Annotated in this window: 15 protein-coding genes and 1 pseudogene; 5 read left to right on the top strand and 11 right to left on the bottom strand. The window is 69.1% G+C overall.

Features of this window, described 5'->3' with window-relative positions; translation table 11 throughout:
- Positions 1-19 precede the first annotated feature (19 nt).
- From ACZ5UI_RS00815 to ACZ5UI_RS00790, 6 genes are all read right to left on the bottom strand, one after another.
- Positions 20-1417: an MBOAT family O-acyltransferase gene (locus ACZ5UI_RS00815; RefSeq protein WP_464193192.1), complete on the bottom strand. Its 1398-nt coding sequence runs from the start codon at positions 1415-1417 to the stop codon at positions 20-22.
- A gap of 6 nt (positions 1418-1423) precedes the next feature.
- Positions 1424-2620, bottom strand: a complete 1197-nt coding sequence (locus ACZ5UI_RS00810) for a DUF459 domain-containing protein (RefSeq protein ID WP_464193190.1) — start codon at positions 2618-2620, stop codon at positions 1424-1426.
- A gap of 23 nt (positions 2621-2643) precedes the next feature.
- Complete coding sequence (locus ACZ5UI_RS00805; RefSeq protein ID WP_464193187.1) at positions 2644-3408, bottom strand: ABC transporter permease; 765 nt, start codon at positions 3406-3408, stop codon at positions 2644-2646.
- A complete protein-coding gene (locus tag ACZ5UI_RS00800; RefSeq protein WP_464193185.1) occupies positions 3408-4370 on the bottom strand; it encodes an ATP-binding cassette domain-containing protein in 963 nt (320 codons plus the stop codon). Before ACZ5UI_RS00800 ends, ACZ5UI_RS00805 begins: the two co-directional genes overlap by 1 nt.
- Before the next feature lie 53 nt (positions 4371-4423).
- A complete protein-coding gene (locus tag ACZ5UI_RS00795; protein ID WP_464193183.1) occupies positions 4424-4831 on the bottom strand; it encodes a hypothetical protein in 408 nt (135 codons plus the stop codon).
- Positions 4832-5048: 217 nt separating this feature from the next.
- Complete coding sequence (locus ACZ5UI_RS00790; RefSeq protein ID WP_464193181.1) at positions 5049-6518, bottom strand: carboxypeptidase M32; 1470 nt, start codon at positions 6516-6518, stop codon at positions 5049-5051.
- Between the two features lie 122 nt (positions 6519-6640).
- Between ACZ5UI_RS00790 and ACZ5UI_RS00785 the strand changes: the two genes are divergently transcribed.
- The 3 genes from ACZ5UI_RS00785 to ACZ5UI_RS00775 all read left to right on the top strand — a co-directional run bounded on the left by ACZ5UI_RS00785 (position 6641) and on the right by ACZ5UI_RS00775 (position 9718).
- A complete protein-coding gene (locus ACZ5UI_RS00785) occupies positions 6641-7357 on the top strand; it encodes a hypothetical protein (RefSeq protein WP_464193178.1) in 717 nt (238 codons plus the stop codon).
- A 91-nt stretch (positions 7358-7448) separates the two neighbouring features.
- The gene (locus tag ACZ5UI_RS00780; protein WP_464193176.1) at positions 7449-8318 is read left to right on the top strand and encodes a hypothetical protein; all 870 of its coding nucleotides are present in this window, start codon (positions 7449-7451) and stop codon (positions 8316-8318) included.
- A gap of 38 nt (positions 8319-8356) precedes the next feature.
- Entirely contained in the window at positions 8357-9718 is a 1362-nt protein-coding gene (locus ACZ5UI_RS00775; RefSeq protein WP_464193174.1) for a hypothetical protein, read from the top strand.
- Between the two features lie 135 nt (positions 9719-9853).
- Here the strand turns inward: ACZ5UI_RS00775 and ACZ5UI_RS00770 are convergent, their stop codons facing one another.
- From ACZ5UI_RS00770 to ACZ5UI_RS00755, 4 genes and pseudogenes are all read right to left on the bottom strand, one after another.
- The gene (locus ACZ5UI_RS00770; protein ID WP_464193172.1) at positions 9854-10942 is read right to left on the bottom strand and encodes a hypothetical protein; all 1089 of its coding nucleotides are present in this window, start codon (positions 10940-10942) and stop codon (positions 9854-9856) included.
- A 284-nt stretch (positions 10943-11226) separates the two neighbouring features.
- Positions 11227-11436: an IS3 family transposase gene (locus ACZ5UI_RS00765; RefSeq protein WP_464197733.1), complete on the bottom strand. Its 210-nt coding sequence runs from the start codon at positions 11434-11436 to the stop codon at positions 11227-11229.
- A gap of 181 nt (positions 11437-11617) precedes the next feature.
- Positions 11618-12112 (bottom strand): annotated as a pseudogene (locus ACZ5UI_RS00760) (IS3 family transposase); the annotation flags it as partial.
- Positions 12109-12411: a transposase gene (locus ACZ5UI_RS00755; RefSeq protein WP_464193170.1), complete on the bottom strand. Its 303-nt coding sequence runs from the start codon at positions 12409-12411 to the stop codon at positions 12109-12111. The gene ACZ5UI_RS00755 and the pseudogene ACZ5UI_RS00760, both read right to left, overlap by 4 nt.
- Here ACZ5UI_RS00755 and ACZ5UI_RS00750 point away from each other — a divergent pair.
- Together ACZ5UI_RS00750 and ACZ5UI_RS00745 are read left to right on the top strand one after the other, a co-directional pair.
- Positions 12328-12765, top strand: coding sequence for an integrase core domain-containing protein (locus tag ACZ5UI_RS00750; protein ID WP_464193168.1), 438 nt, complete (start codon positions 12328-12330; stop codon positions 12763-12765). The two genes, ACZ5UI_RS00755 and ACZ5UI_RS00750, sit on opposite strands and share 84 nt — an antisense overlap.
- Positions 12766-13215: 450 nt before the next feature.
- Positions 13216-14670: a hypothetical protein gene (locus ACZ5UI_RS00745; protein ID WP_464193165.1), complete on the top strand. Its 1455-nt coding sequence runs from the start codon at positions 13216-13218 to the stop codon at positions 14668-14670.
- Here the strand turns inward: ACZ5UI_RS00745 and ACZ5UI_RS00740 are convergent, their stop codons facing one another.
- On the bottom strand, positions 14671-15135 hold the full coding sequence (locus ACZ5UI_RS00740; RefSeq protein ID WP_464193163.1) for a toll/interleukin-1 receptor domain-containing protein: 465 nt from the start codon (positions 15133-15135) through the stop codon (positions 14671-14673).
- Positions 15136-15631: the final 496 nt, after the last annotated feature.

Raw genomic sequence — 15631 nt, 5'->3', positions numbered from 1 at the left:
GACGAACGGATGCTCGGGGTCAGAACTGGAAGTAGATGAAGGGCGGGACACCTTGGCTGGGCACCGTACTGGCGACGAGCAGGATCACCACCGCCAGCGCGACGCCGAGCGCCGGCGCGGCCAGGCCCTCCAAGCGCAGGCGCAGCGCATCGAGCGGACGGGGCGGGAGCAGCTGGCCACCGATGACCACGAGGACGGCGACCACCACCAAGGGCGTGACCAGGGTGGCGGCGCCCGGGCTCGCCAGCGCGCTCAGGAACGCGCCGACGACGCTCAGGTCGGGGCTGCGGAACAGGATCCAGCCGAACACGATCAGGTGGAAGACCACGAGCCAGCGCAGCCAGGCGGGGATGCGGTCGATCCGCCGCTCGCCGGCGAAGTGCTCGACGCACAGCATCGAGCCGTGCAGGCCGCCCCACAGCACGAACGTCCACGCGGCGCCGTGCCACAGGCCGCCGAGCAGCATCGTCAGCATCAGGTTGCGCGCGGTCAGCCATCTCCCGCCCCGGCTGCCGCCCAGCGGGATGTACAGGAAGTCGCGCAGGTAGCGCGAGAGCGTGATGTGCCAACGCCGCCAGAACTCGCGGAAGCTGGTCGAGCGGTAGGGCGAGGCGAAGTTCTTCGGGAAGACGAACCCCATCAGCAGCGCCAGGCCGATCGCGATGTCGGTGTAGCCGGAGAAGTCGCAGTAGATCTGCGCGGCGTAGGCGTAGGCGGCCAGCGCGACGTCGGGCGTGTGGTAGAGCTCGGGCACCGCGAAGACCGGGTCGACGATCTGGCGGGCCAGGAAGTCGGCCAGCACGACCTTCTTGACCAGGCCGACGCAGATCAGCACGACGCCGGCGCCGACGGCCACGTTGCGGGGATCGCGCGGGGTGGCCAGCTGCGGGAGGAACTCGCGGGCGCGGACGATCGGCCCGGCCACCAGGTGCGGGAAGAACCCCAGGTAGATGGCCACGTCGACCGTGCTGGCCGGCTCGAGCAGGCCGCGCTTGACGTCCACGACGTAGGAGATGGCCTGGAAGACGAAGAAGCTGATCCCCACGGGCAGCGCGAGCGACAGCAAGGGCAGCGGCATGCCCAGGTTGACCTCGTCCAGCACGCGCCCGGCATCCTGCACGAAGAAGTCGTAGTACTTGAACAGGCCCAGGAGCCCGAGGTCGGCGACCACGGCGCCGGCCAGGATCACGCTGCGCCGGCGGGGCGCGGTCGTGTGCGCGATCGCCACCGCGGCCAGCTGGTTGGCCAGGATGACCAGGATCAGCAGCCCGACCCAGTTCCAGCTCGCGGCGCCGTAGAAGACGGCGCTGGCCAGCAGGATGAACGGCTTCCACAGCCGCGGCCACGGCATCAGCGCCCACGACAGCGCCAGCACCACCGTGAAGAAGATCGCGAACTCGATGGTCGGGAAGACCACGAGTGTCTATGCCGTCAAGCCGTCTCGGCGCAGCGCGGCGATGATCATGTCCGCGACGATCGAGGCGCCCGCGTTGGATAGGTGCACCTCGTCGTCCTGACGCACGACGACGCCGTCCAGCGTGCGCGTGTAGCGGCCGCCGGGCGCGACCAGCGCGCCGTCGTCGAGCAGCACGACGCCCTTCCCGACGGCCTTGGCCGCCTGGCGCAACGCGGCGTTGACCGCGGTGAAGACACGCGCGAACGTCTCCTTGCCCGGGGGCGGCAGCAGCAGCCAGTAGACGCGCCCCTGGCCGTCGCGCAGGTAGGCCCCCATCATCGTCTCCGCGCGCGCCGCGTAGGCGTCGATCCAGTCGCTGCCGCAGCAGGCCGCCGAGCCGATCGGGAAGCCGTCGTTGGCGCCGATGAACATCACCGTCGCGTCGGGCCGCACGGACGCGGCCTGCCGCTTGGCCAGCGCCACCCAGTCGAGCATGAACGGCTTGGAGATGCCGGTGCTGATGTGGGCGTCGCTGCGCACGGTCGCGCCGGGCAGGCGCGCGTCCAGGTAGGAGTCGATGATCTGGATCATCGAGTCGCCGGTGGCCAGCAGGCGCAGATGCGCGGGCGGGCGGACCGTGACGCGGCGGTGGACGGTGCGGCCGCCGACGCCGGTCACGTCGATCGTCGTCGTGCCGGCGGCGGTGAGGGTGTAGCGCAGCGTCCGGCCGCTGGGCGCCGCGGGCACCCGCACGGTCCGGCAGCGGGCGGCCGTCCGCGGCACCTCCAGGCAGACGCGGGCGCGCTCCCCTTGGCCCCAGGTGTCGACCAGCGTGACCGACACGCGGTCGCCGGGCTGGATGCCGGCGTCGACGTCGCCCACGGTCAGGCGTCGCGCGCACGAGGGCGTGCGCACCGCCGCGCGGGCGACCTCGGCGCCGGTGCGCGCCTCGAAGCGGCGCAGCTGGCGGTCGCAGGTCCACGGCACCAGCTCGGCGACCTCCGCGCGCCCGCCGGTCAGCGTGACCGCGGGCAGCGACCGATCCGTGTCGCCGACGCGCTCGACGAGCGACACGCTGGCGCCATCGGGGCCGGTGAGCGTGGCGCCCACGCGGCCGTCGGCCGAGTGCAAGGTCAGGCCCAGCGGCTGCGGGGCCTGGGCCTGGGCGACCGCGGTGCAGGCGAGGACGAGAGCGGCGAGCACGGCGCCGGACAGGCGAAGCACCGCGGGAACTCTAGGTCAGTGCGTCAGTGCGCGACGGTGCGGCGATAGCGCTGTGTGGCCAGCACGCCGAAGACGATCGTGATCCCGGCGCACCACAGCACGGCGACCCAGATGTCGGTGTGGGCCGGCGTCCCCAGCCACAGCGAGCGCAGCGCGTCGATGATCGTCGTCAGCGGGTTCGCGTTGGCGATCGCCTTCAGCACCGCGGGCATCGAGTCCGTGGGCACGTAGGCCGAGGACACGAAGGTCAGCGGGAAGATGACGATCGTGATGATCGCCGAGGCCGACTCGGGCGACGAGGCGATCAGCCCGATGAACGCGTACAGCCACGACATCGCGTAGCCGAAGGCCAGCACGAGCACGACGCCGGCGACGATCCGCGCCGCGTCGGAGTCGAAGCTGAAGCCGACGATGAACCCGAACACGACCATCGTGATCAGCGCGATCGAGTTCATCACGATGTCGCTCGTCGTGCGGCCGGCCAGCACCGCCGAGCGCGCCATCGGCAGCGAGCGGAAGCGGTCGATCAGGCCCTTGCGCAGGTCGTCGGAGATGCCGAGCGCCGTCGCGTAGCCGCCGAAGGCGATCATCTGGATGACGATCCCGGGCAGGAAGAAGTCGATGTAGTCGAAGCCCGGGGTCTGGATCGCGCCGCCGAAGACGTACGTGAACAGGACCACGAACATGATCGGCTGGAAGGTCACGCCGACCAGCAGGTCGGGGTTGCGCGGGATCCGGCGCAGGTTGCGCTCGGCCATCAGCAGGGCGTCGCGGACGGCGGCGGGCATCAGGCGTCGTCCTCCTCCTCGTCGCCCAGCTCCTCGGCCACGCGGCCGGTGAGGGTCAGGAACACGTCGTCCAGGGTCGGGCGGCGCAGCGTCAGGTCGGCCACGTCGACGCCGGCGTCGTCGAGCTTGCGCAGGGCCTCGATCATCGTGCCGTCGCGGCGCGAGACCGACGCGGTGACCAGGCCGTCGCGCAGCACCGGCACCTCGGTGGTCACCTCGCCCAGCGCGGAGATGGCCAGGTCGGCCTGCGCGTCGTCACCGAGGCGCACCTCGAGGCGGTCGCCGCCCACGCGGTCCTTGAGCTCGGCGCCCGTGCCCTGGGCGATGACCTTGCCGTGGTCGATGACGACGATCTCGTCGGCCAGGCGGTCGGCCTCTTCGAGGTACTGCGTGGTCAGCAGCACCGTCGTGCCGGAGGCAACGCGCTCGGCGATCGTGTCCCACAGCGACAGCCGCGACCGCGGATCCAGGCCGGTCGTCGGCTCGTCGAGGAACAGCACCGGCGGGTGCGCGGTCAGCGAGGCGGCCAGGTCCAGGCGTCGGCGCATGCCGCCCGAGTAGGTGCCGACGACGCGGTCGGCGGCGCGCTCCAGCGCGAAGCTCTCCAGCAGCTCGCCGGAGCGCTTGCGCGCGTCGGCCCGGCTCATACCGTACAGGCGCCCGAACAGCTCGAGGTTCTCCTTGCCGGTCAGGCCCTCGTCGACGGCCGCGTTCTGCCCGGCCAGGCCGATGTGGCGACGCAGCTCGGTGGCGTCCTTGATGACGTCCAGGCCGTTGACGCGTGCGCTGCCGCCGTCGGGGCGCAGCAGCGTCGTGAGGATGCGCACCGCGGTCGTCTTGCCGGCGCCGTTGGGCCCGAGCAGGCCGAGCACCGTGCCCTCCTCGGCCGCGAGCGACACGCCGTCGAGCGCGCGCACCTCCCCGTAGTGCTTCTGCAGCCCCTCTGCTTCGATCGCCGCCATGCGCGGCCGGACGCTATCGAACCGCTCGCCGGGCGACGGTACGGATAACCGCCCTATCGGAAGCGATCCATGCGCTTGTGCAGCAGCGCGTTGGCCACGTCGCTGCCGGGCGCGATGTGCCGCGCCAGCTCGGCGTAGAGCGGCACCAGGCGGGCGTTGGTGGCGTCCACGCAGGCGGTCGCGCCGGTGGCGTCGGCCAGGTACAGCTGCGGCCCGCTGTTGCGCCCCAGCGGCGTGAGGTGGGCGCGCAGCAACTGGTCCAGGCGGATCGGCGTGCCCCAGCCACGCAGGCCGCGCCAGTACAGCACGGCGGCGTCGTCGACGCACACGCGCTGCCGCAGCGTCGTGGCCATCCCGAACGCCGCGAGCGCCGTCAGCACGATGCCGATGACGATGCCCGCCCCGCCGCCGACGACGAACCCGGCGATCCCGATGGCCAGGATGTACAGCCAGATCAGCATCGCGACCGCGCGGGGGCGTCCGACCGCGCGGGTACGTGGCGGCGGGCGCCGACCAATCGCTGCCGATCCGTGGCTCACCTGATGCGCCTTCCCGTCTCGAGCGCTCCTGATGCATCGAGCGATCCGAATCGGCGCGTTCGACCGCCCAGAACGGCCCGCGATCGCCCCTCGTCGGGGTTCTAGTGTCCTGAGTCGGGCGAATTAGTGACTCAGGGCACTAGATCGGTTCGACGCTGGCTCGCACGTGGCGCAGGAACGGCTCGGCGTCCAGGCCGCGACCGGTCACCTGCTGCAGCAGCGGCTCGGTGTCCAGGCGCCGCCCGTGGCGGTGGACGTTGGTGGCCAGCCAGTCGCGGATCGGGGCGACGTCGCCCCGGGCCAGCGCCTCGTCCTGGGCGCCGAGATCGACCTCCAGCTGGTCCCACAGCTGCGCGGCGATCATGCAGCCCAGCGCGTAGGACGGGAAGTAGCCGAACGCCCCGGCCGCCCAGTGCACGTCCTGCAGCACGCCCTGGGCCTCGTCGGGCACGTCGATCCCGATCAGCCGGCGCATGCCGTCGTTCCAGGCGCCGGGCAGGTCGGCGACGTCGAGCGTGCCCGCGATCAGCGCGGACTCCAGCTCGAAGCGCAGCACGATGTGCAGCGGATAGGTGACCTGGTCGGCCGCGGTGCGGATCAGCGAGCGGCGCACCTGGTTGAGCGCCGCGTAGAGCGGCAGCGGGCCGATCTCGAACCCGCCGGCGGTCAGCTCGGCGGCGATCACCGGGGCGAACGCGCGATGGCGGCCGACGTGGTTCTCCCAGAGCTTGCTCTGGGACTCGTGCACGGCCATCGAGGTGCCGGCGCCCAGGTTCGTGCGGGCCAGCGTCGCGTCGATCTGGCGCTCGTACAGGCCGTGGCCGAACTCGTGCAGCGCGGCCAGCACCGACTCCAGCTGGCCGTCCTCGTAGCGGGTGGTCACGCGCGTGTCGCGTGGGCCGGTCCAGGCGGTGAACGGGTGGGCGGAGACGTCGACCCGCCAGCCCTCGTCGGTCACGCCGACGCGCCGCAGCACGTGCTCGACCGCGGCCTGCTGGGCGGCGACCGGGACGTCGAGGATGGCGACCGGCGGGCGCTCCAGCGCGGCGTCGACGATGCCCGGCAGCTCCGCGGACAGGCGCGTGAAGGCCTCGCGCACGTGCGCCTCGGTGAGGCCGTGGTCGTACAGGCCCAGGAGCGCGTCGTAGGCCGAGCCGGACGGCTCGATGTGGCCGGCCAGCTCGCGGGCCAGCTCGACGTTGCGCCGCAGGGCGGGGACGAACGCGGCGAAGTCGCCCGCGGCCCGCGCGGACTGCCACGCGTCCTGCCCCTCGGCGCCGGCGCGCGCGACCTCGGCGGCGAGCTCGCCCGGCACGCGCACGGACTGCTCGTAGTCGCGGCGGGCCACGCGCACGATGTCGCGGTCGAGCGCATCCAGGTCGGCGCCGTCGGACTCGATCGCCTCCAGCCAGGCGCCGACCTCGGCCGCCGTGCCCAGATCGTGGGTGACGCGCTGGAGGGTGGCCATCTGCTGGGCCCGGGCCGGGCCGCCCTCGGGCGGCATCATCGTGCGCTGGTCCCAGGCGGCCAGCAGCGACAGCGATCCGAGGTCGGAGAGCATCGCCAGGCGCTCGCGCAGCGCGGGAAGGGCAGTCGGTTCGGCGCTCACGGGCTCGACGCTAGCAACGCTGTCAGGCAGCTCTCAGGTGGATCTCAGGCGTGACCCGGATGCTGACAACGTCCCCGGGGAAGCGTTTCCCCGCAAGCCATCAGTGAGGAGAGCTTCGCTCCATGTCCCCACGTGTCCGTAAGACTGCCGCGATCGTCTCGTCGGCGGTTCTCGTCGGCGGCGGCGGTGTCGCCGCGGTCGCTGCTGCCTCCGGCGGCTCAGCCACCAAGTCCAAGCAGCAGGCCGGGTCCGGGTACGGCTACGGCCAGGGCGGTCCCGGCGGTCCGGGCGGCCGTGGTCCCGGCGGCCCGGGTCGCGGAGGCCCGATGAGCTCCGACGCGCTGGCCACGATCGCCAAGACGCTCGGCGTGACCACCGACCAGCTGCAGGCGGCCATCGACGCGGCCCGCCCCGCGGACGGCACCAAGCCCGACCGCGACGGCAAGGACGGCATCGCCAGCGAGCTGGCCAGCGCGCTCGGCGTGGACGCCGCGAAGATCCAGACGATCCTCGAGGCCAACCGCCCGACCCCGCCGGCCGGCCAGCCGGGCACCCCGCCCGCGCAGGGCTCCGGCGGCGGGCAGCGCCCGGCCGACGGCGCCAAGCCGGGCCGTCCCGACGACAGCAAGCTGATCGCCGCGCTGGCCACCGGCCTGAGCATCGATCAGGCCACGGTCAAGGCCGCGTTCGAGAAGATCGCCGCCGCGCACGAGGCCGACCACACCGCGCGCGAGACCGCGATGTACGACGCGATCGCCAAGGCGCTCGGCGTCGACGCCTCGGCCGTGAAGTCCGCGTTCGAGGCCGCGCGCCCCGAGCGCCCCAGCACCGGCGGCTAGTCCATCGCCCACACCCGGCCTTCCGGGCGCCAAACAGAACGTTGATCTGTATGCTGATCGCGCTCTGCTCGCCGCCACGGAAGGTCGGGTCATGCATCGACGTATCGCCGCACTCTGTCTGGTCGCCCTGGGCGCGCTCGCGCTGACCCCGGGCGCCGCATCGGCGGCCACGCCCACACAGGTCAAGTCGGTGAAGGTCTTCACCGTCGACGGCAGGACCAGCGTCGACGTCGGCGTCCGCTATCCCGACGCGGGCGCGCGCAAGGTGTCGGCTCGCGCCGTCAACCGGGGCAGCGTCAGCGTCGTCGTCAAGGATGCCGACGGGAACGTGCTGGCCGACGCCAAGGGCAGCGCCAAGTTGCCCGTCGACGTGCCCAAGGCGTCCTCCGTGCTGCACACCTACCGCTTCGCCCTGCCCGCCACGGTCGGCGACGCCAAGCGCCTGACCGTCAGCGTCGACGCCGACGGCGATCTCGATCCCGACGGCCCCGGCCCGGCGGACGCGATCAACGACGGCGACACCGACGACGTCGATGTCGACCCACAGGACCTCCCGACGGCCCCGCTGGCCTACCAGTACCACGTGATCCGCTTCTCGGTCTCCTGCGACCGCGACCGCGCGACCCAGTGCCCGATCGTCTTCGGCCACGGCTCTGACAGCAACGCCCCGTTCGACAAGCCACGTCCGACGACGCCGCCCGGGACGCTGCTGCTGACCCACGGCGCGCGCCAGGGCATCAAGTTCATCGAGAACCAGACCGGCGCCCACTCCTACCTCAACGGCTCGGTGCCGGACTTCAGCCGGGCCGAGTTCAGCGTCACCAGCGCGATCGTCCCCAGCTGGGGCAAGGGCATCGGCCACACCGGCACGACCGCCGCGGCCGGCCAGCCCGGCGGCCCGCTCTACCTCCAGATCAACGGCGCCGGCTGGAGCACGTGGGGCTATATCGGCTTCAGTTGATTTGACAGCTAATTGACCCGGTCCTAGGTTGGCGTCCCATGGGAGACATCGGCCTGCGCGGCGTCTGGCGCATCGCACTGCTCGCCGCGCTGATCGTCGCGGCGGGCCCCGCCCTGGCCAGCGCGGACATCATGCCGATGGAGGGCGATGTGTTCCCGCTACACGAGGTGCACAGCAACATCGTCGGGCACCTGTCGGGGATGCTGGCCGGGCCGTTCATCGGCCCGTGCCTGAAGCCCGCCGAGCGGCCCGTCGTGCCCGACGAGCCGGCGCACTTCACCTACGTCGGTGAGCTGCAGGCGTCCGTCTTCGACGGGGCGCCGACCACGTTGGGCGGCGCGGTCGGCTCCGTCTCGCCCAGCGCCAACTGCCGGCCCGGCTTCAACAACGGCAGCAACCTGGACATCCAGCCGATCTATGCCTCCTCGACGGGCAGCGTCAGCGCGGTCTACCAGCACAGCAGCGATCACGAGACGTGCTGCGGCGACCAGATCGGCTACTTCCAGACCGACGCCGACCGGGCCGCATCCTGGGAGGACCTGCGCCGCGCGGACTTCACGATCGTCAACCCGGAGCCGGCCAAGCGCTTCACCGACGCCGAGAAGCAGACCTACGCGAAGAAGAGCGCCGACCTGAACGTCGAGTCCGCCTCGGCCGGCGGCGTGGCCGCCACCTGCGCCCTGATCCCGGACCCGTCGCTGACCAAGGCCTGCGCCGTCTTCGGCGGCCTGGAGGCGGCCGCGCTCGCCGCGATGAGCGGGTACTACAGCCGCCTGTCCGCCGATCCCGTCGACAAGGGCTTCCGCAAGGTGGCCAAGCCGGTCCGCCTGACGCCGCCCTCGAGCGCCGACGCGGACATGCCGCCCGCCGTGGCCGGCGCGTACGACGCCTACGCGGCGGTCATGGCCCGGGAGTCCGGCCTGGGCGACGCGCTCGACACCGCCATCAACCGCTCCCAGGGCGCCCACGTGGCCCACGACAAGGCCGACGAGGCGCGCCAGCTGACCGCCGCCCGCCGCTACGCCCAGCAGCTGGCCGCCGCGCTGGGCGACGCCGCCACCGCCCGCGCCAACCTCGTTGCGGCGCTCACCGCGGTCGGCTTCCCCGACGTGACCGCCACTCCTGCGGACGTGGCCCAGGCCGAGCACGACAACTTCACGCCCGACGACTCCCGCGGCGAGTCGACCTCGAACCCCGGCCCCGGCTTCAGCGCCGAGCAGGCCGCCCAGATCACCGCGCTGTCCCCGACCCGCGCCGTGCGCAACCGCGCCCGGTCGGTCCTGGTCAACGCACCGACCCCCACCGCGAACGTCACCCTGTACGGGCTGCTGAGCGAGAACCCGCCCAGCGACACCGCGACCGCGGCGGCCCTGCGCGCGTTCGCCGCGCGCAGGCGCTGAAGCGACCGGTCGCCCCGCAACGACCGAGGCCCGCACAGGGCGGGCCTCGAAAGGTGGACTGGCCTGGAACAAAGACGAACCGCGGTCCAAAGAAACGCCTTGAGGTCGTGGATCGCGACGGGAGCACACGGTCTGTTAGCGGATAGCGTCGGAGACGAACGTGTAGGGGTCGCTCCGGAGCGCTACTGCGTGATGGTGGCCAGAACCAAACGGCCCATGAGGGCCGTAGTAGATGTCAATCTTCTCCCGCCCCTTCTTATTAAGGTTCGACTCAACGTAGGCATGGTAACCGCGGAACTCGCAGTTAAATCCGAATTCTCCGCCACTGGCGACGATCGCGCCAATAACAGAGTCATAGTCACCTTCGGAATCGGTGAAGTTATGCGAGCCGTGCTCCTCGTACGGATCGCGCCGGTAGCTCACATTCCCGCCGGGTTCCATGACGTAGTGGCCATGCCCGGGGCCATCCGGTGAGCCTTGCCCGCCAAAGTAGATGTGCATTGTGCCATCTGGTTTGACTGTGAGCCAGGTGTCGTCACGATATTCGACGGGTACCCCCGCTCGCTCGGCAATCCACCGCTTATCACGACCCCTGCTATCGCGTTCGTCACGAACTCGCTCTAGCCGGTCGTGGAACGCCTTCTTGGCACGCTCAAACGTATCTCTAGACGCACGGTACTTGTCCAGCGCTCGCTCGTGATCTCCCTTGGCGTGCGCGTGCTGGGCTCTGACATGATCGAACTCTCGTTTGGCAGCCTGAAATGGCTCCTGCGTCGCCTTATGTCGGTCGCCGACCTCTCGTATTTCTTGAACAAGCTGCCGACGTTCCGCGACGCAATCCTGAGACTCGGCCTTGTATCGATGTCCGTCGTCGGCGTACGATCGGGCCGCCGCACCATCGCGCGCGTCGTGCGCGTTAGAGGCTCGATCAAACGAGTCCTTCATGTTCTGATAGGCGCGCTCCTGCTGGTCATTCAAGCGGTCGATGCGCGGTCCATTGCGCGCGCGCACTCCCTGTAGATCATTCCACGCGGCCTGCTGGCGCTCATGAGCATCGCTCTTGCGCTCGTAGGCTCGATCCAAGGCCTGCTGTGCGGATTTGCGCCTCTCCCAAGCGGAATCCTGATCCCGCCTGGCCAGCTGCATTGCTTGAAAGGCTTGATCCTGGGCGATCTTCAGGCGATCAAGTTCACTGTCGTTAGGCATCCCGTGCTTCGATTCCAAGCCGTGGTTGTTTCCTGTTTTCGCCTATCGCCGCCGCCCTCTGACCGTGGCGCTGGCCGAGAAAGGGCTCGAGCGTCGATGACGTCGCCGATCTCGATATCTATGGCGCCCACTCTCGAAACCGACAGCATTGCGCGACGGTATCGCACCACGGCTTCCTGGAAGCCGCGGATCATTTATCTGCCGCGCTCTCCAACCATCCGACGTCCAGGCGACACTGAGTGAGATCGATGATGTGAGCCGGGCTGGTTTCGACGGAGACCGGGTTTAGTGGTTTCCGACTTTCATTCTGTGGTCAAGACCAGTGCCCGATTCTGCGCAGCGTAGAGCGCCTCGAACTCGGCCGGAGGGACGTCGTCGAGGGCGCTGTGTAGGCGGCTGGTGTTGAACCAGGCGACGTATTCGACGATGGCCAGTTCGAGCTGGGATCTGGTGCGCCAGACGCGGTCGGCGATGAGCTCGGTCTTGAAGCTGTCGACGAAGCTTTCGGCCATCGCGTTGTCGAACGCATCGCCGACCGATCCGATGCTCGCCAGGACGCCGTGGTCGTCGAGAACCTGGTTGAAGGCATAGCTGGTGTATTGACTGCCGGCGTCGCTGTGATGGACGAGCTCGACATCGGCGCCGGCGGGCCAGCGCCATGCGCAGAGCGTCCAGGACGAGATCGGTGCGCATGTGCGACGCGAACTGCCAGCCGACGATGCGGCGGCTGTAGGCGTCGATGACGAAGCTGAAGAACACGACGCCTTCCCAGCAGCGCAGGTAGGTGAAGTCGGCGACCCAGAGCCGATCCGGGCCATCGGCGGTGAAGTCGCGCTCGACCCGGTCCGGAGCGCGCAGCGCCCGCGGATCCGGAGTCGTCGTGCGCCAGGGCTTGCCGCGGCGCTTGGCGCCCTGGATCGCGTGCTGGCGCATCAGCCGGCGGACGTGGTCGCGCCCGACTGTCTCGCCGGCCCGGCGCAGCTCTTTCCAGGTCCTGCGGTAGCCGTAGGCGTGGTAGTTGGCGGCGTGGATCTCCTCGATCCGGGCCAGCAGCCGCTCGTCCTCGACGACCCTGGTCGATCGGACCCCAGTAGCCCGGTGGTAGTAGGCGGACGCCGACACGCCCAAGGTCCGGCAGATCGGCTCGACCCCGAAACGCCCGCGCTGTTCGTCGATGAACGCGGTCACTTCGTTCGGTCCTGGTCGAGCTCGGTCGCGAAAAACACGCTCGCCGCCTTCAAGATCTCGTTCGCGCGACGCAGCTCAAAGACCTCCTTGCGGAGGTTCTCGATCTCCTCACGCTCGGTCGCGGTCGGCAGATCCGGGCGCAGGCCTTCGTCGGCCTCTTTCTGGCGCACCCACTTGCGCAGACTCTCGGGCGGGATGCCGAGATCGCGGGCGACATGCGCGATCGGCCGGCCGGACTCGATCACCACCCGGGCGCCGCGGTCAAGCAACTCGGACGGGTACTTCCTCGGACGAGACATCGCAACAGATCCTCTCTGAGAGCAGCCTCGCCCTCAAATCAAGATCTCCGTGAAGCCCATCCTGGCTCAAAGTGCTACTCGATCAGCCACGAGTTCAAGGCCGCCCTGGGCGATCTCGGCGCGCGTCACATCCTCACCCCGCCCTACACGCCGCGCTGGAACGGCAAGATCGAGCGCTTCTGGCACACCCTGGACACCGAATGGGCGCACGCCCGCGTCTGGGACAACAGCACCCAACGCGACCGCGCCCTGGCATCCTTCATCCGCTTCTACAACCGCAGGCGCCCACACTCAGCCGCCGGCGGCCGACCACCCATCACCCGCGTCCAGCAAGTCCGCGAGCAGGACAACTAGCGCAAGCAAGGCTCGTCTACGTCGGCGGCCCCCGGGCCGACGAGTCGGAGATGGGGCGATGGCATCATGGCCAGCAGATCCTCTCGGTGGTCCCAAGCGACATCCCCCAGGCCCTAGAACTCGGTCAGCCGGTCGTCGAGCTGGCTTGGCATGTGTACGTCGTGAGTGCCGAGCCAGGCGATCAGAGCCGAGCGGTCTACGCGGGCATGCACGGCGCTCGTGATCTGCCCAACTCGTAGCTGAAGGCTGGCTCCCCACCTGCAATGGTCCCTTCGGCCGCTCGATCACACGCCCCGCCGGTAGGACGTTCGACCTATAGCCAGCCAGGAACTGCATGCGCGATGGATCGTTCCACAAACCGCTGGCCACCACCGGCGGCCTCGTGCCAGCCGGCAGAGCGATTCCGAGACAGGTTGGCTCCGCCGCCTCATGCGGATCTAGTCTTGGCCGATGCCGGCCGGCGATCTCCAACTTCTCGCGGAGTACGACTTCGGCGAGCGCAACGAAGCAGAGATACGCGGGGACTGGATCGAGCCGCTGCTGCGGTTGCTCGGGTACGGCCTCGGCACCCGGCATCAGATCCTTCGCGAACGCGAACTGCGGCTAGCGCCTCCGGTCCGGATGATCGGGTCGAGTCGTTACCAGATCGACTTCGCACCAACCGTCTTCGGACACCGCCTCTGGATCATCGAGGCCAAGAGACCAGCAGAGGATCTGTTCTCCCATCAGCATCTCGGTCAGGCGTGGTCCTACGCCACTGATCCGCGGATCGACGTGCCGTTCATGGTCATCTGCGACGGCGCTCGTCTCGGTGTGTTCGATCTGACTGTCCCCGAATGGACTCTGCCGGTCTTCGACCACCCTAAGTCGGAGCTGCCGCGACACTTCGATGACCTGGCGAACCTGATCGGCGCGGCGTGCATCGCCGAAACGATTCGCCGCCGCCAGCTTCGCCATCTCAAGTCTGCGCTGGAAGCGCAGATCGACTTGGGGGCGCTCGACCGCACGATTGACGACGTCAAACAGATGGTCGCCGACGTACGGCCTCAGGTGACCGAACGTCGCAACGAGATCCGTGCCGAAGCTCATCGTGATCTGTCGGAACGTGGCGGGGCCGCCGTGGCGGCCGCGGGGATGTGGGGCCACGCTCAAGACATCAACGGGCCTCATTTCTTCAATTGGGCGCCGATTGACCGCGCCGTCGAGATCGTCCGGGATCAGCCGCCGCGCCTTCGCATCCGGGAGTTCGACGACATCGAGAAAGCGACGACGCCGAAGGATGAAGAGGCCACCCGGATGTGGTTCCCGTTGCGGACGTTGAGAATGGCAGCTGCCGCCTTGCTCTCCGAAGACGAAGGTTGTGCTGAGCACTGCCGCGCCATCGCTCTGGAAGCGGCACAACAGCACGCCAATGGCTTCGCCGACGATCCACTGCTGGCCGCGACCTACCGCCTCCAGCGCCTTCTCGGACCCCTCGGCTATCGGATGGGCGCCTTGAGAATGCCCACGATCAAAGCGGAGGCCGACGCGCTGGTGAAGCAACTCGAACCGGAGGAGTGGCTTCGACTCGACGGTCAGTTCGGGATGTCGGCCGATGACGGCTATTCACGCGAGGCCAGACTGATGCCGATCGCGTTCCAGGCACAGATTTCCGACTGGTCGGTTGCCGGCTTGACGAAGACGGCTGACGAGATCGAAGAGGCCCTGTCGAAGCTCCCGAAGCCACCCGGGTTAGACCACCTGCAGCCGATCACCGACCCGTGGCTGGACTCCTGGCTGACCGGTGATCCGCTCGCGAAGTTCAGCCTGACGTTGATCGGCATTCTTGAGAGCAAAGCGGAAACCGACGGGATCCGCGAACTCATCGCAGAGATGCGGCTCATCGCCGATGGCGATGCCTCGTAATCAGTCGCGCAGCAGGATTAGCAGCGCGAGACACGCAACGACGAGGATCAGGGCATCCCGCTGTTCACGCTTGCGCGATTGCGTGTCGATGACCCGGTTCAATGCGACGAAGAGTGCAGCCTGACCGGCGTGCGGGCGCTCTGAGTCGAATGGGATGTACTCGACGCCTTGGAGCATGGCAAGCTGCTCGCTGGAAACACTGGGCTCAACAAGCGGAACGATGAGCTTTTCGGCGCGTTTGGCGTACCCGATCTCCTGCTGCACATACGGCGACGCGACCCCGGCGTGAGTGAGCAGGACCACGACGACATCGGATCGACCGATCGCCGCTTCGACCTTGGCTGAAAGCAGTGTTCCTGGCTGCGGATCATGCTCAGCGAGGTACATCACGACACCCAGCTCAGCCGCCTGAACCTTGAGCCACTCGCACCGCTGGCGATCCGCCGAGCTGTGACTCAGGAACACGTGTGCGCGAGCAGCACCTGACATTGAATGCGACCGTAATCCAGCGATCGGATGCCTTGCCTCTAAGCGGCTTACCCTTGGGCGGCCAACGCACGACGGGGGGCGGGTCACACGAGGTGCGAGCCCTACTAGCTTCGGGCCGAGTACGTCCGTCCAGTGCCGTATCCGTGCGTACTCACCAGGCCGTCTTGGACCATCTTGGTCAGCGTCCTCGACCAGCGCCTTGCTCCAGCATCTGACCCGATCGCTTCCGCGATCTCCCGTCGTGTCGCCCGAGGACGGTGATGGAGGAATGCCATCACGGCTGCCGGGGCTACGCGAGGCGCAGGCTTCGCTCGTCTCGGGCGAACAGCAGGGCGCGAAGGCGATAAATTAATCGCCTGCATTATCCGCGCGATCCGGGCCGGATCGACCGACACGAACACCGAGATCAGGTTCTCCAACGAACGCAAAGAACCCCGACCCTCAAACTGAGGACCGGGGTTCGCTCTTCCTT

The sequence above is a fragment of the Conexibacter sp. JCM 18997 genome, assembly GCF_055391915.1.
Note: the sequence above shows the minus strand (reverse complement) of the source record. Positions and strands in the feature narration are given on the sequence as shown.

Bases quoted from the DNA above. Each gene is read 5' to 3' on its own strand.
- ACZ5UI_RS00765 (WP_464197733.1), bottom strand. From the start codon at position 11,436: ATGGCCGAAAGCTTCGTCGACAGCTTCAAGACCGAGCTCATCGCCGAC.
- ACZ5UI_RS00800 (WP_464193185.1), bottom strand. From the start codon at position 4,370: ATGGCGGCGATCGAAGCAGAGGGGCTGCAGAAGCACTACGGGGAGGTG.
- ACZ5UI_RS00755 (WP_464193170.1), bottom strand. From the start codon at position 12,411: ATGTCTCGTCCGAGGAAGTACCCGTCCGAGTTGCTTGACCGCGGCGCC.
- ACZ5UI_RS00785 (WP_464193178.1), top strand. From the start codon at position 6,641: ATGTCCCCACGTGTCCGTAAGACTGCCGCGATCGTCTCGTCGGCGGTT.
- ACZ5UI_RS00775 (WP_464193174.1), top strand. From the start codon at position 8,357: ATGGGAGACATCGGCCTGCGCGGCGTCTGGCGCATCGCACTGCTCGCC.
- ACZ5UI_RS00750 (WP_464193168.1), top strand. From the start codon at position 12,328: ATGCGCGATCGGCCGGCCGGACTCGATCACCACCCGGGCGCCGCGGTC.
- ACZ5UI_RS00805 (WP_464193187.1), bottom strand. From the start codon at position 3,408: ATGCCCGCCGCCGTCCGCGACGCCCTGCTGATGGCCGAGCGCAACCTG.
- ACZ5UI_RS00795 (WP_464193183.1), bottom strand. From the start codon at position 4,831: ATGCTGATCTGGCTGTACATCCTGGCCATCGGGATCGCCGGGTTCGTC.
- ACZ5UI_RS00780 (WP_464193176.1), top strand. From the start codon at position 7,449: ATGCATCGACGTATCGCCGCACTCTGTCTGGTCGCCCTGGGCGCGCTC.
- ACZ5UI_RS00745 (WP_464193165.1), top strand. From the start codon at position 13,216: ATGCCGGCCGGCGATCTCCAACTTCTCGCGGAGTACGACTTCGGCGAG.